Here is a 21,513-nt window from a genome sequence, read left to right as displayed (position 1 = left end):
GCGCACGCAACGTGCGCAGTCAGCCATGAATAAATAAGGATTACGGATGAACTGGAGATCGATTCTTGTCGCGATTCCGGCGCTGTGCGCAGCGCCCGCGTTCGCACAAAGCAGTGTCACGCTTTACGGCCTTGTCGATGCCGGCATCGACTATACGAACAACGTCGGCGGCCATGGCGCTTGGCAGATGGCAAGCGGCTTCGCACAAGGAAGCCGCTGGGGGCTGAAGGGTACCGAGGACCTGGGCGGCGGCTACAGCGCGCTGTTCCAGATCGAGAATGGCTTCAACGTGAACAACGGCACGCTCGCGCAGGGCGGCCGCATGTTCGGGCGTCAGGCCTACGTCGGGCTTGGCAGTACGCGTTTCGGCACGCTGACGCTCGGCCGGCAATACGATTCGGTCGTCGACTATCTCGCGCCGACGACCGCGAACGGGAGCTGGGGCGTTTATCCGTTCTCGCACCCGCTGGACAACGACAACACCGGCAACACGTTCCGCGTGAACAACACGGTCAAGTACGCGAGCCAGGATTTCTCCGGCTTCTCGTTCGGCGGCACCTACAGCTTCAGCAACGACACGGGTTTCGCGAACAACCGCGTATGGAGCGTCGGCGCGCAGTACGAGCAGGGCGGCCTGCTCGTCGGCGCGGCGTTCCTGAACGCGGACAACCCGGGCGCGACGTCGGGCGGTGCGATCGCCGGTTCGGGGTCGGTCGGCGCCGACGCGAATTTTGCGTCGGCACGGCTGCGGATCTTCGGGGCGGGCGTCAACTACACCGCGGGGCCCACAACGGTCGGATTCGCGTACACGAACAGCAACGTCACGCGGCCGACCGCGAACGTCGGTTACCTGTTCGGCGACGAGACGATCGAGCCGGTGACGGGCCCGCTCGCGGGCGGCACGGTGACGGCGATCAAGTATCAGAACTTCGAAGTGAACGGCAAGTACCAGTTCACGCCGGCATTGTTCGTCGGCGCGCAATACGTGTACACGACGGTGCGCTACGACGCGACGACGGGCGCCGCGAAGCCGAAGATCCATTCGCTCGGGTTGATGGCCGACTACAACCTGTCGAAACGCACGGACGTGTACCTGATGGGCGCGTATCAGCGGATAACCGGCGATGCGACCGGTTCGTCGCTCGATCAGGCGTATGTCCCTGGCGCGGCCGATCTGTCGTCGAACGGGAAGCAACTGATGGTGCATGCGGGGATCCGGCACCGGTTCTGACCGAACCGTGCCGGATGGGTGGCGGTCGGTCGCGCGCGGCCGGCTGCCGCGGCGTATGATCACCGCACCACGCATATCCGGGGGCACGCCGTCATGAACAGGAAACTGCAGATCGTGATCGTCATCGGCATCGCGGTGACCGTGCTGAACGTCATCTATCACCTGATCCGCCGATGATGCGCCGGCCCGCCCGCTCCCCCGGCGCGCGCGGGCCGGACGCCCGTCCGGCGATGCAACGCGAGCGCGCATGACCGCGATCGACACCCCGATGGTCAGACAGCCACCCGGCTGGCTGCGCATCGCGCCCGCGCTGTTCCTGCTGCTGTGGGCCAGCGGTTTCGTGTTCCTGAAGCTCGGCCTGCGTTATGCCGATCCGCTCACGTTCCTCGCGCTGCGCTATGCGTGCGTCGTTGCGTTGCTCGCCGGCCCGTTCCTGTGGCTGCGCCCCGCGTTGCCGCGCACGCGGCGCGAATGGCGCAACCTCGTCGTCGTCGGCCTGTTGCTGCAGGCCGGTTATTTCGCGTTTACATACCTAAGCCTGAAGCTCGGCATGTCGGCCGGCGCGGTCGCGCTCGTCACGTCGCAGCAGCCGATTCTCGTCGGGCTGCTCGCGCCGATGATCGCCGGCGAGCGCGTCGGCGTGCTGCGCTGGGTCGGGCTCGTGCTCGGCGCCGCGGGCGCGGTGCTGGTGATCCTCGCACGCTCGTCGGTCGACGTCGCGTCGCCGTGGGCGCTGGCGTTCGCGCTGCTCGCGCTCGCGTGCATCACCGGCGGCACGCTGTGGGAAAAGCGCTTCGGCACCGACGTGCATCCGGTCACAGCAAACCTCGTGCAATACACGGTCGGGCTGGCCGTTATCGCGCCGCTCGCGTTCGCGCTCGAACCGATGCACGTGCAATGGACCGCCGGCCTCGCCGGTTCGCTCGCGTACCTCGTGATCTGCAATTCGCTGATCGCGATCTCGCTGCTGCTCGCGATGGTGCGATACGGCGAAGCGTCGCGCGTGTCGGCGCTGTTCTTCCTGATTCCGCCCGCGACCGCGCTGATCGCACTGGTGGCGCTCGGCGAGACGATCGGTGCGCTCGCGTGGCCGGGCATGGCGCTCGCGGCGGCCGGCTTGTTTCTGGTGATGCGCTACTGACGCGCGCACCGCATCCGGGCAGAACGACCGAACGAAGCGAGTGCCGACGACCGTACGCGTTTTTCCGGTCCGGTTCACAATCGTCCGGAATGCGTATGCGCCGCTCGGCTGCGGTTGCATCGCGACTTCTTCGCTTCCTTCCACAAAGGCACGAATCATGTCATCCCGCACCTATCTCGTCACCGGCGCGTCGCGCGGCATCGGCTTCGCGGTCAGCACACTCCTGGCGCAGCGCGGCCATCGTGTCATCGGCCTCGCGCGGCACGCGCAAGGCATCGATTTCCCCGGCGAATTGCTCGCGTGCGATCTCGCCGACATCGAGCAGACGGCGGCAACCCTGGCGCGCATCGGCGAGCGGCACGACGTCGACGGCATCGTCAACAACGCGGGCATTGCGTTGCCGCAACCGCTCGGGCAGATCGATTTCCGGTCGCTGCAGGCCGTGTTCGATCTCAACGTGCGCGCAGCGATCCAGGTCACACAGCACTTTGCCGACGCGATGAAGGCGCGCGGTCACGGGCGCATCGTCAACGTGTGCAGCCGCGCGATTTTCGGCAGCCTCGACCGCACCGCGTACTCGGCCGCGAAGAGCGCGCTGGTCGGCTGCACGCGCACGTGGGCGCTCGAACTGGCCGAACATGGCGTGACGGTCAACGCGGTTGCGCCGGGCCCGATCGAGACGGAGCTGTTCCGCCAGACACGCCCTGTCGGCAGCGAAGCCGAACGCAAGGTGCTCGCGACGATTCCCGCGCGCCGGCTCGGCACGCCCGACGACGTGGCGGCCGCGATCGGTTTTTTCCTGTCCGACGAAGCCGGTTTTGTCACCGGGCAGGTGCTGGCCGTGGACGGCGGCGGCAGCCTAGGCGGGCGGAGCTGATGCACGGCGATGCGGGCTGCCGGCCCCAGCCTGCACCGCATATTCCCGCACCCCGTTAGCATGTGACGAATCCGACTTTGGGCGCCGCGCGCGCGACGCTAAGATCGCCGATCCCGTAGATCGAGCGCTCACAACAATGAAAAAGTCCGCTTCGCCGTTGCATGCTTTCCGTTTCCGTGTGGTCTGCGCCGCGATCGCCGGCACGCTGTCGCTGGCATCGTGCGGCGGCGTCGACAGCGATGCGCCGTCGCAGTCCGCCGCGACGCCGCCGCAAGCCGACCCGACGCCGGCCGCAAAGCGCCCGAACATCCTGTACATCATGGCCGACGATCTCGGCTATTCCGACATCCATGCATTCGGCGGCGAGATCAACACGCCGAACCTCGATGCGCTCGTCGCATCGGGCCGCATCCTGTCGAACCACCACACCGGCACGGTCTGCGCGATCACGCGCGCGATGCTGGTGTCCGGCACCGATCACCATCTCGTCGGCGAAGGCACGATGGGTGTGCCGACCGACGAGCGGCGCGGGCTGCCCGGCTACGAGGGTTACCTGAACGATCGCGCGCTGTCGTTCGCGCAACTGCTGAAGGATGCCGGTTATCACACGTATATCGCGGGCAAGTGGCACATCGGCTCGGGGATCGTCGGCAGCGCGACGGGCAGCGGGCAGACGCCCGACCAGTGGGGTTTCGAGCGCAGCTACGTGCTGCTCGGCGGCGCGGCGACGAACCACTTCGCACACGAGCCGGCCGGCTCGTCGAACTACACGGAAGACGGCCGCTACGTGCAGCCGGGCCAGCCCGGGCAACCGGGCGGCACCGGCGGCAGCCCGGCCGTGTTCTATTCGACCGATTTCTATACGCAGAAGCTGATCTCGTACATCGATTCGAACCAGCGCGACGGCAAGCCGTTCTTTGCGTACGCGGCCTACACGTCGCCGCACTGGCCGCTACAGGTGCCCGACCCGTGGCTGCACAAGTACGCGGGCGTGTACGACGCCGGTTACGACGCGATCCGCAACGCGCGGATCGCGCGGCAGAAAGCGCTCGGCCTGATTCCCGCCGATTTCAAGCCGTTCGACGGCCTGCCCGAAACGACGGCGGCGTCGCCCGCGACGGCGAACAACGGCACCGCGAGCGCGAAATACATCAGCGCGGTGCATTCGGCCGCGGACGGCTACAGCGACTACGGCCCCGGCAAGGTCGACAAGCTGTGGTCGAGCCTGTCGCCGGCCGAGCGCAAGGCGCAGGCGCGCTACATGGAGATCTACGCGGGGATGGTCGAGAACCTCGACTACAACATCGGTCTGCTGATCCAGCACCTGAAGGACATCGGCCAGTACGACAACACGTTCATCATGTTCCAGTCGGACAACGGCGCGGAAGGCTGGCCGATCGACGGCGGCGCGGACCCGACGGCGACCGACACCGCGAACGGGCAGGAGCCGATCTATTCGGCGCTCGGCACCGACAACGGCAAGCAGAACGCGCAGCGCCTGCAGTACGGGCTGCGCTGGGCCGAAGTGAGCGCGTCGCCGTTCCGGCTCACGAAGGGTTATTCGGCCGAAGGCGGCGTATCGACGCCGACGATCGTGCGCCTGCCGGGCCAGTCGCAGCAATTACCGACGCTGCGCGCGTTCACGCACGTGACCGACAACACGGCGACGTTCCTCGCGGTCGCGGGCGTCACGCCGCCGTCGCAGCCGGCGCCGCCGCTCGTCAACACGCTGACGGGTGTCGACCAGAACAAGGGCAAGGTGATCTACAACAACCGCTACGTGTATCCGGTCACGGGGCAGTCGCTGCTGCCGGTGCTCACCGGTTCGGCGACGGGCGAGGTGCATACGGCGCCGTTCGGCGACGAAGCGTACGGCCGCGCGTACCTGCGCAGCGGCGATGGCCGCTGGAAGGCGCTGTGGACGGAGCCGCCGCTCGGACCGCCCGACGGTCACTGGCAGCTTTACGACCTCGCGTCGGATCGCGGCGAGACGACCGACGTGTCGGCGCAGAACCCGTCGGTGATCCAGACGCTCGTCGCGCAGTGGAAGACCTACATGAGCAACGTCGGCGGCGTCGAGCCGCTGCGTCCGCGCGGTTATTACTGAGCGAGAGGGCGACACGATGCGGTTCCGGTTCTGGACGATCGGCGCGGCGCTGGCTGCCACGCTGTTCGCCACTGCGTTCGCGGTGGGTTATGCGAATCCGGCGGAGACGGCGGGCGGCGCGTTCGACGACGCCAATCGCGGCCGCGCGCTTGCGCCGCTCGGCTCGGAGCAGCAGTGCGAGCGTTATTCGGGGCTGCCGGCGAAGTGGCGCGACGATCCGAAGGCCGGGATGGTGCACCTGCGCGGCGGCGCGTTCGTGTTCGGCAGCACGCGCGGTTATGCGGACGAGCGTCCGGTGGGCGACGGCCGCACGCACGTCGGCAGCTTCTGGATCGACCAGACCGACGTGACGATCGCGCAGTTCGCCGCGTTCGTGCAGGCGACCGGCTATGTGACCGAAGCCGAGCAGCAGGGCGGCGCGGCGGTGTTCCATGTGCCGACGCGCGACGAGATGAATGCACGTGAACTTGCATGGTGGTCGTGGGTGAAGGGCGCATCGTGGCGGCATCCGCGCGGGCCCGGCAGCGGCGTCGACGGGCTCGGCAACCTGCCCGTCACGCTCGTCACGCAGCGCGATGCGTTCGCGTATGCGCGCTGGCTCGGCCGCGACCTGCCGACCGAAGCCGAATGGGAATACGCGGGCAAGGCCGGCCGCGACGACGCATCGCTCGACGCGGCGCCGCGCGACGCGCAGGGCAAGCCGGCCGCGAACTACTGGCAGGGCGTGTTCCCGGTGCTCGACACGGCCGAGGACGGGCACGCGGGGCTCGCGCCCGTCGGCTGCTACGCGGCGAACGGGTTCCGGCTCTACGACATGATCGGCAATGCCTGGGAATGGACAAAGGACGCGTATACGGGCCCGCACCAGTCTCACACGAACGGCGACACGGCGGCCGTCGCGCCGCCGACGCGCCGGCACGATACGCCGATGGTCATCAAAGGCGGCTCGTTCCTGTGCTCGCGCGACTACTGCGTACGTTATCGCGCGTCGTCGCGCGAACAGCAGGAAGCCGATCTCGGTGCATCGCACATCGGCTTTCGCACGATCTTGAGGGATGCGTCATGAAGCGCAGCATGCGATTCGTTTCCATGTGGTTACTGGCCGCGTGCGGTGTCGTGCATCAGGGCTCGGCCGTTGCCGCGGAAGCCGCCGTGCCGGCTGTGCGCGTCGGCGTGACGCGCGGCGTGCATGCGCAGATCCTGGACGAAGTGAAGCGGGTCGCCGCGTCGCGCGGATTCGGCGTCGATGTCGTCGAATTCGACGATGCGTCGCGCATCGACGCGGCGCTCGCCGACGGCCGGATCGACGCGGCCAGCTTCGAGGATGCGCAACAGCTTGCCGCGACGCGCGCGCAGAAACGCTACGCACTGGCGGAGGTCGCACCGACCGTCACGCTGCCGATGGCGCTTTATTCGCGCAAGCTGAAGAACCTGAACGAACTGCAGCCCGGCGCGACGGTCGCGATTCCGGCCGACCCGCGCGGGATGGCGCGCGCGCTCGTGCTGCTGCAGAACGACACGCTGGTGACGCTGCGCGAGCAGGCCGGCCTGCATGCGACGCTGCGCGACGTGACCGGCAACCGGCTCGGGCTGAAGCTCGTCGCGCTGCGCCGCGATCGTCTTTACGCCGCGCTCGACACGGCGGCGTTCGTCGCGATCGACAGCGACGAAGCCGCGCGCGTCGGGCTGCAGCCCGCACGCGACAGCATCAGCATCGAGGACGCGCGCTCGCCGTATGCGAACGTGCTGACGGTGCGCAACGCCGATCGCGCGAAACCGTGGGTGACGCAACTCGTCGCCGCGTATCACTCGGACGACGTCGCGAGCTTCATCCTCACGCGCTACCAGGACTCGGTGCGGCGGCCGTGGTAGACACGTACCGGCTCGCGTGCAACGCATGCGGACGCTGCTGCAACAGCGCGCCGACGCTGTCGTTGCGCGAACTGCTCCGGCATCGGCACCGCTTCGTTGGCGCGCTGACGATCCGCCGCGTGCCTAAGCGCCGGATCGGCGAGCGCTGGCGTGCGGGCGGGCGCGAGCATGCGCTCGATGCGGACGACGTCGCGGCTGCCGATGCGCTGGCGGACCGCCTGTTCCATCGTTTCGGCGGCGCGGGCGGCGAATGGATCGCGCTGACGCTGCAGGGCTACGACTATCCGTCGCTCGGCCGTTGCGCGGCGCTGGCCGACGACGGCCGCTGCAGCGTGCATGCGGACAAACCGTCGATCTGCGGCGCGGTGCCGCTCGATCCGCTGCTGCCGGACCGCTTGCAGGCTCGCGTGCTCGCCGCGCGGCGCGATGAAACGGCATGGCTTGGCGCGAACTGCATCGTCGAATCGAAGGGCGCACCGTCCTCCGGCGAACCGGCATTCGCCATTCCATTGGTGACGGCCGGGCAAGTCGCCGATCGCGCGGCGCTCGACACGCATCGCGATGCGCTCGTGTTCGAGCGTGCGGTGTGGCGTGACGCGGTATTCGCATCGCTGACCGAGGGCGGGCAGGATCTGCGGCATGCGCTGTTGCGGCTTGCACCGGGTGGCTACCTGACCGTGTCGATCGTGCCCGTCCTGCTGGCCGTCGCGCCGGTTTCCGCACATTGCCGCGCGTTGTGCATCGACTTCATCGACGCACAACGCGTGTTGATCGGTGCGAACATCGAAGCGGCGCTCGCGCGCCGCCGCATCGACGACCGTCCCGCGACGCGCGAGTTGCGCGGTTTCGCGCAGGCGCTGGAACGTGCGCGGCATGCGCTGGCGGCGATGCCGGCGCCCGCGGCCGGAACGCGTGAAGACGCGCCGCGCATCGACGCGTGGCTCGACGATCGGCTCGACGCCAATACGCTCGCCGCGTGACGATCGCGGCACGCGGCGCGTGCCTTACACTTGGCGCTCTTTCAATCGCCTTCGATGGAGCGTGCATGTACGCGTCGACCTTCATTTTCCGTGCCGGACAATACGACGACGATTTCCACCGACTCGACCGGCAGATCGCCGACATGGCCCGCGCAACGCCCGGCTACCTCGGCGAGGAAACGTGGGAGAACGCCGAGTCGGGGCTGATCCAGAACGTCTACTACTGGGAGTCGGAAGCGGCGCTGCAGCAGTTGATGCAGCATCCGGCGCATCTCGAAGCGAAAGCGCAGCAGGCGCGCTGGCTCGACGGTTATCGCGTCGTGATCTCGAAGGTGCTGCGCGAGTACGGCGACGGCAAGCTCGCGCAACCGCATGCGGGCCTCTCCGCGTAATTGGCTGTCTGATTCATTTCTTTCGCATTACGGATAAATAACAATAGGCCGCAACCGGCGGCCCGCGTTCGCATGCGGGTTCAGGCGGGTCTGCGTGCAATCAATTCTTCATCAAGCATGGCTAAGGTGGCGGGGCTTCACGTCGTCAGTCTGTCCACCAACAACGTCCTCACTCGATGTCGTACGGAGCCTTGTCCATGCCGAATTTCGCCTTGTCCGCGAAGCGCACCCGCGCGCTGCGCGATCGAACCGTTCCCGTTGTCGCATTGACGCTGATTGCCGCCAGCATCGGCGCGCAGGCCGCCCCGCACGACGACGGCGACGCAAGCCGTTTCGAGCCGGGTTTCGTACCGGGCTTCCTGGTGCTCAGTCGCAGCGTCTACGACAACGTGTCGGGCAACGTCCAGCCCGGCGTGATCCTGCCGCCGAACTGCGCGAAGACCACCGGCGGTTGCGGTGCGGCGACCGGCGCACCGAACGACGGCACCTATCCGTATGTGTGGAACAACGACCACTACGACGGCAGCTTCGGCATCACGTCGCGCATCTTCCTCGACCAGATCACGCCGGCCGGCGGCGTCGTCGGCACGCTCGAAGTGCCGAACAGCCTGCACAAGGGCTTCGCGCACGACCAGCTCGTGACGAGCTTCAGCTCGAAGTCGGAACTTGGCCTGCACCTGTCGGCCGACGGCAACTACCTGACGTTCATGGGTTACGTCGCGCCGGTCAACGCGATCGACGTGTCGAATTCGAACACGCCGGCCGCGGTCGATACGACGAACCCGGACGGGCAGAACGTCTATCGCGCGATCGCACGCGTCGATCGTCACGGGCATTTCCGTTTCACCGAGACGAATGCGTACAGCGGCAACAACGGCCGCGCGGCGATCCTGAACAACCGCGACGGCCGCGAGATCTATTACACGTCGGGCAACGCCGGCAACGGTTCGAACCCGCAGCCCGACAACGTGATCCTCGGCGCGGGCGCGCAGATCATCGACGGCGCGAAGCACCATGAAGCGCAGCAGGACCCGGGCGTGCCGACGCCGCTCGCGAGCTTCTCGGTCACGGAACTCGGCGCGAAGGCCGACAAGATCGGCAAGGACGACAACTTCCGCGGCATCGCGGTGCACGACGACGTCGTGTACTACACGAAAGGCAGCGGCGGCAACGGCGTGAACACGGTGTACTTCGTCGATACGACCGGCACCGCGTGCCCGTCGGGTGTCGGCGTGCCGTCGCCGAACGCGAAGCTGCCGACGGCGCCGCTCGCGTACAACCCGGCCACGCTGCAGACGACCGGCCTGCCGAACAACATGTGCGTGCTGGCCGGCTTCCCGACCACGCCGAACAAGACCGCGACGACGCTGTCCTACCCGTTCGGGATGTGGTTCGCCGACGCGAACACGCTGTATGTCGCGGACGAAGGCGACGGCTACACGGGCGGCCCGGACCTGTACACGCATGCGGCCGCGCAGACGGGCGCCGGCCTGCAGAAGTGGGTGTACGACGCGAACGCGAAGCAGTGGAAGCTCGCGTACACGCTGCAGAACGGGCTGAAGCTCGGTCAGCCGTATTCGGTCGCCGGTTATCCGTTGGGCAACAATGCCGCGACGGGGCTGCCGTGGGCGCCGGCGACGGCCGGCCTGCGCAACCTGACGGGCCGTGTCGAACGCGACGGCACGGTGACGATCTGGGCGATCACGTCGACGGTCAGCGGCAACGGCGATGTCGGCGCCGATCCGAACCAGCTGGTCGCGGTGCGCGACGTGCTGAAGAACACGAGCGCGACGACGGCCGCGCACGAGCAGTTCGCCGTGCTGCGTACGGCGAAATTCGCGGAAGTGCTGCGCGGCATCTCGTTCGCGCCGGGTACCGAAACGGGCCGGTCGCACTGACGCAGGCGATGCCCGGCTGATGCCGGGAGCGGGACGCACGGCCGCGGGTTTCCGCGGCCGTGTTCTTTTTGAAGATTAGTGCGGCGCGCGTTCCCGGACCGGGAGCATCGCATTCCGTATCGACGTCTGCGCGTCGACCCACCGCATCAAAGCGCTTCAACCAGCCGCCGCGTACTCTTCTCGCAATACTCATGACACGCGGCCCGCGCGGCGATCGACGCGCCGTGCACGTATCGCGGTGCATCCGCGCGCCGCGACATCGACACGACGATCGACGGCGGCGACGGCTGCAGCGGCAGCTCGACGACTTCGCCGCTCTCGATCAGCGCATCGACGAACAGCACCGGAATCGCGGCGACGCCGAAGCCGTCGCGCACGAGCTGCACGATCACCGAGATCGACGGCGAACCGGTGATGCGCGTGTCCGACAGCGGCACGCCGTGCGCATGCGCGAGCGTGCGCACGATATCCTCGAGCGCACGGTGGGGCGCGGTGCCGCGCCCGTAGGTGAGGATCGGCTGGCGCAGCACCTGCCGCGCGAGGCCCGTGCGCGTGTTCGGCAGCAGCCCGGCGCGCGCGATCCAGCGTACCGGGTAGTTCGCGAGCGCGTCGCAGACGACCGACGCCTCGTCGCTGCCCTCGACGCGGATGATCAGGTCGAGCTCGCCCGCCATCAGCCGGCGCTGCAGCACGACGCTCACGTCGACGGTCAGGTCGATCTCGAGTTCCGGATAGTCGGCCGCGAGGCGGCGCATATAGTGCGGCAACCAGCTATGCACAACCGTCTCGATCACGCCGAGCCGCAGCTTGCCGCGCAGCGCGCTTTCGCCGGCGGCGGCGGCCTGCAGCTGCTGGGTCGCCTCGACCACGGCTTTCGCATAACCGAGCAGGTACTCGCCGTTCGGCGTGAGCCGGAATTCGCGGCTGTCGCGGTCGACGAGCACGGTCTGCAGCTCGTCCTCGAGCGCCTTCAGGCGCTGCGAGATCGCGGCCGGCGTCGCGTGCAGCTCGGCGGCCGTCGTGCGGAAGTTGCGCAGCTTCGCGAGCGTGACGAAGGTTTCGAGAAAACGCGTGTTCATGGCGGTCGGGCGAACGGTGGAAGCGCAGCTTGCCGGTGAGGAAAAGTGAACGGGACCGGGGAAAACCCCAAGATCCGTTAAGAAATTCTATACACGAAGCGCAAAAAAACTCGTTGGCGACAAAATTTTTTCTTTTCTATTCTTCGCCGTATCCGATGACGCGACACCGTCATCCCGACGACATCCTGATCTGCGATAGAACCTCATGACGCCTTCCGAATTCCGCCAGTCCGTGCGCCGCGGCGCGTTCCGCGGCCCGACCGCGGGCCACTGCGGCCCGTTCGCGCAAGCCAACCTCGCGATCCTGCCCGACGCGTATGCGCACGATTTCCTGCGCTTCTGCCAGGCGAACCCGAAGGCGTGCCCGCTGCTCGGCGTCGGCGAACCGGGCGCGTTCCGGGTCGACGCGCTCGGCGAGGATCTCGACATCCGCACCGACGTGCCGAGCTACAACATTTACCGCGACGGCCGCCTGACCGAGCGCGTCGAGTCGCTGGAAGCGCTGTGGCGCGACGATTTCGTCGTATTCGCGATCGGCTGCTCGTTCTCGTTCGAGGACATGCTGGCCCGCGAAGGGATCGGGCTGCGCCACGTCGAGGAAGGTCGCAACGTGCCGATGTATCGCACGTCGATTCCGAACCGCCGCGCGGGCATCTTCGGCGGCCAGCTGGTCGTGTCGATGCGGCCGATGCGCGGCGCCGACGCGATCCGCGCGGTGCAGATCACGAGCCGGTTCCCGGGCGTGCACGGCGCGCCGATCCATATCGGTCACCCGCAGGAACTGGGCATCGCGGATCTGAACGCGCCGGAATTCGGCGACGCGGTGACGATCCGCGACGGCGAGCTGCCGGTGTTCTGGGCGTGCGGCGTGACGCCGCAAACCGCGCTGATGGACGCGAAGCTGCCGCTCGCGATCGCGCATACGCCCGGCCACATGCTGATGACCGACATCACCAACGCATCGCTGGCCGTGTTCTGATCCAGGATGGCGGCCGCCCGCCCGCCCGCACCACACCAGCACGACACACGCACGCACGACACACCACACCGCTTTGACGGCGCATAACGACAGGAGCACCACCATGGAAAGCAAGACCCTCGCGGCCCCCGCCGCGGAGCCCGCGAGCCCCGAGCGCAACGGCCTGTTCTCGTGGTATGCCGACGCGCAGCCGCGTGAGCGCCGCGCCTTCTGGAGCTGCAAGGTCGGCTACATGCTCGACGGGATGGACACGCAGATGCTGTCGTTCGTGATCCCGACGCTGGTCGCGACCTGGGGCATTTCGCTCGCGGATGCGGGTTTCATCGGCACGATCACGCTGCTCGCGTCGGCGCTCGGCGGCTGGATCGCCGGGATCCTGTCCGACCGGATTGGCCGCGTGCGCACGCTGCAGCTCACCGTGCTGTGGTTCGCCGTGTTCACCGCGCTGTGCGGGCTCGCGCAGTCCTACCACCAGCTGCTCGCGGCGCGCGCGCTGATGGGCTTCGGCTTCGGCGGCGAATGGACGGCCGGCGCGGTGCTGATCGGCGAAGTGATCCGCGCGCGCGACCGCGGCAAGGCAGTCGGCCTCGTGCAGTCGGGCTGGGCGATCGGCTGGGGGCTGTGCGCGCTCTTGTATGCGCTGCTGTTCTCGGTGCTGCCGGCCGAGCAGGCGTGGCGCGCGCTGTTTCTCGTCGGGCTGGCGCCGGCGCTGCTGGTCGTCGCGATCCGCCGCTACGTGAAGGAGCCGGACGTCTACGAGAAGGAGAAGGCCGCGCAGGCGAAGGTGGCCGATGCGCCGCGCCTCACCGAGATCTTCGCGCCGAAGCTGATCACGACGACGCTGCGCGCGGCGCTGCTGACGACCGGCGCGCAGGGCGGCTACTACGCGATCACGACGTGGCTGCCGACCTTCCTGAAGACCGAGCGGCACCTGACCGTGATGGGCACCGGCGGTTATCTCGCGATGATCATCTTCGGTTCGTGGGTCGGTTACCTGACAAGCGCGTACCTGACCGACCGCCTCGGCCGCAAGCCCAACTTCATCCTGTTCGCGGTCGGCTCGATGGTGATCGCGTTCGCGTACACGTCGCTGAACCTGACCAATGCATCGATGCTGTGGCTCGGCTTCCCGCTCGGCTTCTTCGCGTCGGGCATCTTCTCGGGGATGGGCGCGTTCCTCACCGAACTGTTCCCGACCCGCGTGCGCGGCTCCGGCCAGGGCTTCTGCTACAACGTCGGCCGCGCGATCGGTGCACTGTTCCCGTTCCTGATCGGTGCGCTGTCGAAGGAATACGGGCTCGGCACGAGCATCGGGATCTTTGCGGTCGCCGCATACGGCGTGGTGATCGTCGCCGCGCTGACGCTGCCCGAGACACGCGGCCGCGAACTCGACGCCGCGTAAGCCGCAAGTCATAAGCGGCAGGGCGGCCCGCCCTGCATGTTTTCTCCTTTTCATCGACACCGTGACATGGCGCGCGACGCGCGCCGTGCGGCGGCGCTCGTCCTTCGAATCAACGACGCATCGACCCGACATCATGACTGACCGACACACCACCCCCGTTTCCTCCGACGCCGCGCGCTGGCAATTCTGGATCGACCGCGGCGGTACCTTCACCGACATCGTCGCGCGCCGGCCCGACGGCACGCTCGTCACGCACAAGCTGCTGTCGGAGAACCCCGAGCAGTATCGCGACGCGGCGGTGGCCGGCATCCGCCACCTGCTCGGCCTCGCCGACGGCGAGCCGATCACGCCCGAGCGCGTCGACATGGTGAAGATGGGCACGACGGTCGCGACCAACGCGCTGCTCGAACGCAAGGGCGAGCGCACCGCGCTCGCGACCACGCACGGCTTTCGCGACGTGCTGCGCATCGCGTACCAGAACCGGCCGCGCCTGTTCGATCTCGACATCGTGCTGCCCGATGCGCTGTACGAGACGGTCGTCGAGATCGACGAGCGCATCGGCGCGCATGGCGACGTCGTCGTGCCGCTCGATGCGCAGGGCGCCGAAGCGTCGCTGCGCCGCGTGTTCGACTCGGGCGTGCGGGCGCTGTCGATCGTGCTGATCCACGGCTATCGCTACACCGCGCACGAACGCGCGCTCGCCGAACTCGCGCGCCGCATCGGCTTCACGCAGGTATCGGTGTCGCACGAAGTGTCGCCGCTGATGAAGATGGTGTCGCGCGGCGATACGACCGTGGTCGACGCGTACCTGTCGCCGATCCTGCGCCGTTATGTCGAGCAGGTCGCGCACGAGATGCCGGGCGTGAACCTGCAGTTCATGCAGAGCAGCGGCGGGCTGACGCGCGCCGATGCGTTCCAGGGCAAGGACGCGATCCTGTCGGGCCCGGCGGGCGGCATCGTCGGGATGGTGCGCGCCGCGCGCGCGGCCGGCTTCGGCCAGGTGATCGGCTTCGACATGGGCGGCACGTCGACCGACGTGTCGCACTACAACGGCGAGTTCGAGCGCGTGTTCGAGACGCAGGTGGCCGGCGTGCGAATGCGCGCGCCGATGATGAGCATCCATACGGTTGCCGCGGGCGGCGGCTCGGTGCTCGGCTTCGACGGCGCGCGGCTGCGCGTCGGGCCCGAATCGGCCGGCGCGAACCCGGGGCCGGCCGCGTACCGGCGCGGCGGCCCGCTGACGGTCACCGACTGCAACGTGATGCTCGGCAAGATCCAGCCCGATCATTTCCCGCGCGTGTTCGGCCCGCACGCGGACGAGCCGCTCGACCGCGACGGCGTGGTCGCGAAGTTCGCCGCGCTCGCCGACGAGATCCACGCGGCGACCGGGCGGCGCGAGACGCCCGAGGCGCTTGCCGAAGGCTTCCTGGAGATCGCGATCGGCAGCATGGCGAACGCGATCAAGAAGATTTCCGTGCAGCGCGGCCACGACGTGTCGCGCTACGTGCTGACGACGTTCGGCGGCGCGGGCGGCCAGCACGCGTGCGGCGTGGCCGACGCGCTCGGGATGACGCAGGTGTTCGCGCATCCGCTCGCGGGCGTGCTGTCCGCGTACGGGATGGGCCTCGCCGACCAGACCGCGATGCGCGAGCGCGCGGTCGAGGCCGTGCTGTCCGACGCATCGCTGCCGGCGCTGAACGCGGCGCTCGACCGGCTGGCCGACGAGGCCGTCGGCGCGCTGCTCGAACAGGGCGTGCCGCCGGAGCGGATCGCGACCGAGCGGCGCGTGCACCTGCGCTACCAGGGCACCGATTCGGCGCTCGACGTGCCGGCCGGCAGCGTCGACGCGATGCAGCAGGCGTTCGAGGACGCTTACCGGCAGCGCTACGCGTTCCTGATGCCCGGCACGCCGCTCGTCGCCGAGCTGGCGTCGGTCGAGGCGATCGGCCGCTCCGACGCGCCGGTCGAAATCGCACCGCTCGCGCCGCGCGAGGCGGACGGGGCGGACGGGGCGGGCGACGGCGGCGCGCCGCGCGCCGATTCCGCCGTGCGCTTTTATTCCGGTGGCCAGTGGCACGACGCGGCGCTCTACGTGCGCGACACGCTGCTCGCCGGCGACGCGATCGACGGCCCGGCGATCATCGCGGAGAAGAACGGCACGACCGTCGTCGAGCCCGGCTGGTGCGCGCGGATGACCGCGCAGGGCAATCTCGTGCTGATGCGCACGACGCCGCTGCCGACGCGCCGCTCGCTCGGCACCGATGCCGATCCCGTGCGGCTCGAGATCTTCAACAACCTGTTCATGTCGATCGCCGAGCAGATGGGGCTGCGGCTGCAGAACACCGCGTACTCGGTGAACATCAAGGAGCGCCTCGACTTCTCGTGCGCGATCTTCGACGGCGACGGCAACCTGATCGCGAACGCGCCGCACATGCCGGTGCACCTCGGCTCGATGGGCGAGAGCATCCGCACGGTGATCGAGCGCAACCGCGGCCGCATGCGCGACGGCGACGTGTTCATGCTGAACGACCCGTATCACGGCGGCACGCACCTGCCGGACGTGACGGTCATCACGCCGGTGTTCGCGGATGGCGCGGACGCGCCGCTGTTCTACGTCGGCTCGCGCGGCCACCACGCGGACATCGGCGGCACAACGCCGGGCTCGATGCCGCCCGATTCGACCCATATCGAGGAGGAAGGCGTGCTGATCGACAACTGGCAGCTCGTATCGGCCGGCGTGCTGCGCGATGCCGACACGCGTGCGCTGCTCGCGTCGGGCCGTTACCCGGCGCGCAACGTCGAGCAGAACATGGCCGACCTGCGCGCGCAGGTCGCCGCGAACCAGAAGGGCGTCGACGAGCTGCGCCGGATGGTCGCGCAGTTCGGCCGCGACGTCGTGCTCGCGTTCATGGGGCACGTGCAGGACAACGCGGAAGAAGCCGTGCGGCGCGTGATCGGCGCGTTGCAGGACGGCGCGTACCGCTATCCGCTCGACAACGGCGCGGAGATTCGCGTCGCGATCCGTGTCGACCGCGTGGCAAGGCGCGCGGAGATCGATTTCACCGGCACGTCCGCGCAGCTCGACAACAACTTCAATGCGCCGAAGGCCGTCTGCATGGCCGCCGTGCTGTACGTGTTCCGCACGCTGGTGGGCGACGACATCCCGCTGAACGCCGGCTGCCTGAAACCGCTCACGGTGATCGTGCCCGCCCGCTCGATGCTGAACCCCGAGTATCCGGCCGCGGTCGTGTCGGGCAACGTCGAGACGTCGTCGGCGATCACCAACGCGCTGTACGGCGCGCTCGGCTGCGTCGCGTCGAGCCAGGGCACGATGAACAACTTCACGTTCGGCAACGACCGATACCAGTATTACGAGACGATCGCGGGCGGCAGCGGCGCGGGCGACGGCTTCGCGGGCGTCGGCGCGGTGCAGACGCACATGACGAACTCGCGGCTCACCGATCCGGAAGTGCTCGAATGGCGCTACCCGGTGCGGCTCGACTCGCACCGGATCCGCGCCGGGTCGGGCGGCGGCGGGCGCTGGCGTGGCGGCGACGGCGCGGTGCGGCGGATTCGCTTCCTCGAACCGATGACCGCGTCGATCCTGTCGAACAACCGGATCCACGCGCCGTTCGGCGCGGCGGGCGGCGCGGCCGGCGCGCTCGGCCGCAACACGATCGAGCGGGCGGACGGCACGGTCGAGGCGCTCGAACATATCGGCCGCGCGCAGATGGCACCGGGCGACGTGTTCGTCGTCGAAACGCCGGGCGGCGGCGGTTACGGCACGGCGGGCTGACGGAATTGCAACGGACTGTGGAATAAAGCCGCGCATTCACGCACGAACAGAATCAAAAATGGCCGAAAGTCGGGTCGCCGGAATGCGATCCGACCCTGCCGCCACAGTCCTGAAACTTATCGGGCCCTATATTCAAGGACCGGCCGCAAACGCCCGTCCGGCGGGGCTTTCCGGCTGCCTCGCCGGCCCCGATGCGGGGCGCCGCACCCGCGCCGGCGCACGCCGCCAATCATGAAAAATCCGGCTTGCCTACCGAGTCCCGATTCCTTGACACTCAGTTCTAAATGTGAGTGCCAATCCTGATCGTCATTTGATAAGATGGCTCTCATCATTCGTTAGGCAGAACCTGCGCGCGTGATGCGCGAACGCCGGGTCGCATTGGTCGGAAACGAGTACGGAACGAGGAACGTTGTCACGGCAATCACGGCTGCTCTGCCGGGAACGCGCGCTGCGCGGCCCGGGAGGGCGGTCGGCCAACTCGCCTCCGTCTACACTGTGCGTTTTTTCTGGATCGGGGCGTGTCCATGGATGACGAAAACGATAGCGCGGTGCTAGAGGCGCATGTCGGTACGCGCAGCCCCTGCTGGCGTCTCGGCAGCGACAGCAATGCGCTCGAGCTGGCCGCCGTCCGCGGCCTGACCAACGTCGCCGTTGCGCTGACGGTCGAGCAGGCCGCGCGCATCCGTGCGCTGACGGGCGTCACGTCGCACCTCGTGCTCGACATCGTGCTGTTCGGCGATCCGGTCAGCCTCCATCTCGTCGGCAGGAAGGTCAACACGACCGACTGGGCCGGCACGGCCTCCGCCTATTCCGATACCGTGTCCGTCGCGGGCGATCTCGCGCACGGGCTTGCGTTCGCCGAGCAGGTCGTGTCCGAAGTGAATTCGCTCGTCGTGATCCTCGACCGCAACGGGATGGTGCAGCGCTTCAACCGCCTGTGCGAGGAAGTGACGGGCAAGCGCGAGGTCGACGTGATCGGCCGCAGCGCGTTCGAGCTGTTCATGAGCCCCGAGCAGGGCGCGCAGTCGCGCACCAACATCACGGGCTTTTTCGCGAGCAACCAGTCGTACGCGGTCGAGCGCTACATCAACACGGTCAACGGGCCCCGCCTGTTCCAGTTCCGCAACAAGTTCGTGCAGAGCGGCAGCGGCGTCGAGGAGCAGTTCCTGATCTGCTCGGGCATCGACATCACCGAGGAGCGCAGCGCGCAGCACCGGCTCACCGAGCTGGCGAACACCGACGTGCTCACCGGGCTGCCGAACCGCCATGCGATCAGCGAGCGCATCCACGCGGCGATCGCAGAAGAGAACGCCGCGTCGCGCGGCCAGGTCGGCATCCTGTTCCTCGACCTCGACAACTTCAAGCGCGTCAACGATCACTACGGGCACATCACCGGCGACCGCCTGCTGCAGGACGTGTCGGGGATCATCGGCGGCTGCCTGCCGTCCGGCGCGACGCTCGCGCGGCTCGGCGGCGACGAATTCCTCGTGCTGTTCGAGCACGGCACGCGGCCGCTGCTCGAAGCAACCGCGCAGATCATCCTCGAACGGCTGCGCACGCCGATCCACCTCGGGCTGATGGAGGTCTACACGAGCTGCTCGATCGGCATCGCGATGCATCCGCAGCACGGCGATTCGCTCGAAACCTTGATCCGCAGCGCGGATACCGCGATGTACGTCGCGAAGGAAGAGGGCAAGCATACGTACCGCGTGTTCTCGCTGGAGATGAACCAGAAGGTCGCGAAGTACATGTGGCTCGACACGAACCTGCGCAAGGCGCTCGAGGAAGAGCAGTTCGTGCTGCACTACCAGCCGGTCGTCGACATCGCGACGGGCGACGTGCACGGCGTCGAGGCGCTGATCCGCTGGCAGTCGCCCGATCGCGGGCTCGTCGCGCCGGTCGAGTTCATCCGCTTCGCGGAGGAGTCGGGCCTGATCGCGCCGCTCGGGCGCTGGGTGATGCGCACCGCGGCCGCGCAGGCCGCCGCGTGGAAGGCGAAGGGGCTTGGCATCCGGATCGCGGTGAACATGTCGGCGCGGCAGTTGCAGGACATGAACATCGTGCACCAGTTCGCGTCGATTCTCGACAGTGCGGGGCTGAAGCCCGGCATGCTCGACATCGAGCTGACCGAGAGCTGCTTCATCGAGGACGAGGAGTCCGCCATCGGGCTGATGCGGCAGTTCCGCCAGGTCGGCGCGGAGATCCATCTCGACGATTTCGGCACCGGCTATTCGTCGCTGTCGCAACTGTCGCGGCTGCCGCTCGACGCGATCAAGCTCGACCGCACGTTCATCACGGGCATCGACCGCAATCCGCGCTCGCAGGCGCTGGTGCGCTCGGTCGTGTCGCTCGCGAAGGCGCTGAATTTCGCGGTGGTCGCGGAAGGCGTCGAAACGCATGCGGAAGCCGATTTCCTCAAGCAGCTCGACGTCGATCACGCGCAGGGCTACTACTACGCGCGCCCGATGCCGGCCCAGGCATTCGAGGCGTGGCTCGCGGAGACGAGAAAGCTCAGGCTGATCGCCTGAGCTTCGTTCCTGCGCGGGCGCCACCGCCCAAGCGGCGGCGCCCGTCGCATTACACCGTGCGCAGCTTCGACACGCGCCGGTTCTGCAGCATCACGAGGCGTTCCATGTACGCGAGGTCCTTCGGCTCGATCGTGAACGCCGCATGCACCCACGCTTCCGTGATGTCCATCAGCTCCGAGCGCGACAGCTGGAACACGCGCTCGCGTGCGCGCAGCATCGCGCGCACGCCGTTCAGCTTCGGTTTCGTCACGTCGATGAAGGTGCGCGTCGCGAGATACGCGTCACCGGCGTCGAACGTCTGGTCGATCAGCCCGCAGTCCTGGTACCACTCGGACGCATGCGTTTCGCCGGTCGAGATCAGCGATTCCGCGAGGCCGCGATTCGCCTTGCGCGCGACGAGCGAATAACCGCCCATGCCCGGGAACAGGTTGAACGCGATCTCGGGGAACCCGAGCTTCACGCCCTTCTGCGCGAGCACGAAGTGATGCGCGAGCGCGGCCTCGAAGCCGCCACCGAGCGCGCTGCCCTCGACCATCGCGATCGAGATCGCACCGGTGCCGAAGCCCGTGTAGATCTCGAACACGCCGTCGATGCAGGAGCGCGCATAGGCCATCAGTTGGTCGCGCCGGCCGCTGCGGATCGCGTCGACGAAGAAGCTCAGGTCGCCGCCGACGTTGAACAGCTCGGGGACGAGCGAGCCCGTCACCCAGAAGTCGAACGGCAGGCCCGAGTCACGTGCGACGCGCGCCAGGTGGATGATGTCGGTGACGAGTTGCTGGTTGAAACACGGCCGCGGCTCCGATCGCAGCATCATCCACATGACGTTGCGGCCTTCTTCGTAGAAGGCCGTCAGTTGCGAGAGTTCGCCAGCTTCATAAAACGGGCGGCACGCCGGATGGGATAGGAGTTGCATGGTATGTCCTCGTGAGATGTGGTTATTGAAGACCGCGCGCCCGGCGCCATGCCGGAATCGGGTAACCCGCATGGCGTCGGGCGCGAGGCATTGACATTGTTGCGCGCACAATCTCGGCCGATGTGTTGAGTGGGTCACCCGATTGCGCCGTCGGCGAACACGCGGCGGCAGGAAAATCGGTTACACGCGAACGAATCGATGCGTGACCTTCGTGCGACGCGGGAAGCCGGTTTCTCGCGGATTTCGCGCAGGACGCGTGCGACTCGGCGGGCAGCACAGGTATTTCGCGTGTGAATTTTTTTGGGAGGGAAGCCGGCA

Annotated in this window: 16 protein-coding genes; 14 read left to right on the top strand and 2 right to left on the bottom strand. The window is 67.9% G+C overall.

Features of this window, described 5'->3' with window-relative positions:
- The first annotated feature begins 46 nt into the window (after nt 1–46).
- From H3H55_RS29695 to H3H55_RS29650, 10 genes are all read left to right on the top strand, one after another.
- Nucleotides 47–1,231 carry a porin gene (locus tag H3H55_RS29695; RefSeq protein WP_193101310.1) on the top strand — a complete coding sequence of 395 codons (1,185 nt, stop codon included), beginning with the start codon at nt 47–49 and terminating at the stop codon, nt 1,229–1,231.
- An 18-nt stretch (nt 1,232–1,249) separates the two neighbouring features.
- Nucleotides 1,250–1,408, top strand: a complete 159-nt coding sequence (locus H3H55_RS29690; RefSeq protein ID WP_193101309.1) for a hypothetical protein — start codon at nt 1,250–1,252, stop codon at nt 1,406–1,408.
- Nucleotides 1,409–1,478: 70 nt separating this feature from the next.
- Entirely contained in the window at nt 1,479–2,372 is an 894-nt protein-coding gene (locus tag H3H55_RS29685; protein ID WP_193101308.1) for a DMT family transporter, read from the top strand.
- A 157-nt stretch (nt 2,373–2,529) separates the two neighbouring features.
- Nucleotides 2,530–3,249 carry an SDR family oxidoreductase gene (locus H3H55_RS29680; RefSeq protein ID WP_193101307.1) on the top strand — a complete coding sequence of 240 codons (720 nt, stop codon included), beginning with the start codon at nt 2,530–2,532 and terminating at the stop codon, nt 3,247–3,249.
- A 136-nt stretch (nt 3,250–3,385) separates the two neighbouring features.
- Nucleotides 3,386–5,356, top strand: a complete 1,971-nt coding sequence (locus H3H55_RS29675; protein WP_193101306.1) for an arylsulfatase — start codon at nt 3,386–3,388, stop codon at nt 5,354–5,356.
- A gap of 16 nt (nt 5,357–5,372) precedes the next feature.
- Entirely contained in the window at nt 5,373–6,422 is a 1,050-nt protein-coding gene (locus tag H3H55_RS29670; protein WP_193101305.1) for a formylglycine-generating enzyme family protein, read from the top strand.
- Nucleotides 6,419–7,228, top strand: a complete 810-nt coding sequence (locus tag H3H55_RS29665; protein WP_193101304.1) for a MetQ/NlpA family lipoprotein — start codon at nt 6,419–6,421, stop codon at nt 7,226–7,228. The genes H3H55_RS29670 and H3H55_RS29665 overlap by 4 nt, the downstream gene beginning before the upstream one ends.
- Nucleotides 7,222–8,208 (top strand): YkgJ family cysteine cluster protein, encoded by a 987-nt coding sequence (locus H3H55_RS29660; RefSeq protein ID WP_193101303.1) that lies wholly within the window; start codon nt 7,222–7,224, stop codon nt 8,206–8,208. Before H3H55_RS29665 ends, H3H55_RS29660 begins: the two co-directional genes overlap by 7 nt.
- 65 nt (nt 8,209–8,273) lie before the next feature.
- Complete coding sequence (locus H3H55_RS29655; RefSeq protein ID WP_193101302.1) at nt 8,274–8,600, top strand: antibiotic biosynthesis monooxygenase family protein; 327 nt, start codon at nt 8,274–8,276, stop codon at nt 8,598–8,600.
- A gap of 197 nt (nt 8,601–8,797) precedes the next feature.
- Nucleotides 8,798–10,498 (top strand): hypothetical protein, encoded by a 1,701-nt coding sequence (locus H3H55_RS29650; protein WP_193101301.1) that lies wholly within the window; start codon nt 8,798–8,800, stop codon nt 10,496–10,498.
- Between the two features lie 146 nt (nt 10,499–10,644).
- Here the strand turns inward: H3H55_RS29650 and H3H55_RS29645 are convergent, their stop codons facing one another.
- On the bottom strand, nt 10,645–11,577 hold the full coding sequence (locus H3H55_RS29645; protein WP_048248252.1) for a LysR family transcriptional regulator: 933 nt from the start codon (nt 11,575–11,577) through the stop codon (nt 10,645–10,647).
- A gap of 205 nt (nt 11,578–11,782) precedes the next feature.
- Here H3H55_RS29645 and H3H55_RS29640 point away from each other — a divergent pair, with 205 nt between their 5' ends.
- The 4 genes from H3H55_RS29640 (at nt 11,783) to pdeR (ending at nt 20,282) form a co-directional block, all read left to right on the top strand.
- Nucleotides 11,783–12,556, top strand: a complete 774-nt coding sequence (locus tag H3H55_RS29640; protein ID WP_193101300.1) for a putative hydro-lyase — start codon at nt 11,783–11,785, stop codon at nt 12,554–12,556.
- Between the two features lie 103 nt (nt 12,557–12,659).
- Nucleotides 12,660–13,958 (top strand): MFS transporter, encoded by a 1,299-nt coding sequence (locus H3H55_RS29635; protein ID WP_193101299.1) that lies wholly within the window; start codon nt 12,660–12,662, stop codon nt 13,956–13,958.
- 133 nt (nt 13,959–14,091) lie between these two features.
- Nucleotides 14,092–17,754: a hydantoinase B/oxoprolinase family protein gene (locus tag H3H55_RS29630; RefSeq protein WP_193101298.1), complete on the top strand. Its 3,663-nt coding sequence runs from the start codon at nt 14,092–14,094 to the stop codon at nt 17,752–17,754.
- A 524-nt stretch (nt 17,755–18,278) separates the two neighbouring features.
- Complete coding sequence (gene pdeR / locus H3H55_RS29625) at nt 18,279–20,282, top strand: cyclic di-GMP phosphodiesterase (protein WP_193101297.1); 2,004 nt, start codon at nt 18,279–18,281, stop codon at nt 20,280–20,282.
- A gap of 49 nt (nt 20,283–20,331) precedes the next feature.
- Here pdeR and H3H55_RS29620 read toward each other — a convergent pair whose 3' ends face one another.
- Complete coding sequence (locus H3H55_RS29620; RefSeq protein WP_193101296.1) at nt 20,332–21,195, bottom strand: crotonase/enoyl-CoA hydratase family protein; 864 nt, start codon at nt 21,193–21,195, stop codon at nt 20,332–20,334.
- Between the last annotated feature and the right edge of the window lie 318 nt (nt 21,196–21,513).

Origin of the sequence: Burkholderia sp. Z1, assembly GCF_014893795.1 — a bacterium.
Classification (GTDB): domain Bacteria; phylum Pseudomonadota; class Gammaproteobacteria; order Burkholderiales; family Burkholderiaceae; genus Burkholderia; species Burkholderia theae.
Note: the sequence above shows the minus strand (reverse complement) of the source record. Positions and strands in the feature narration are given on the sequence as shown.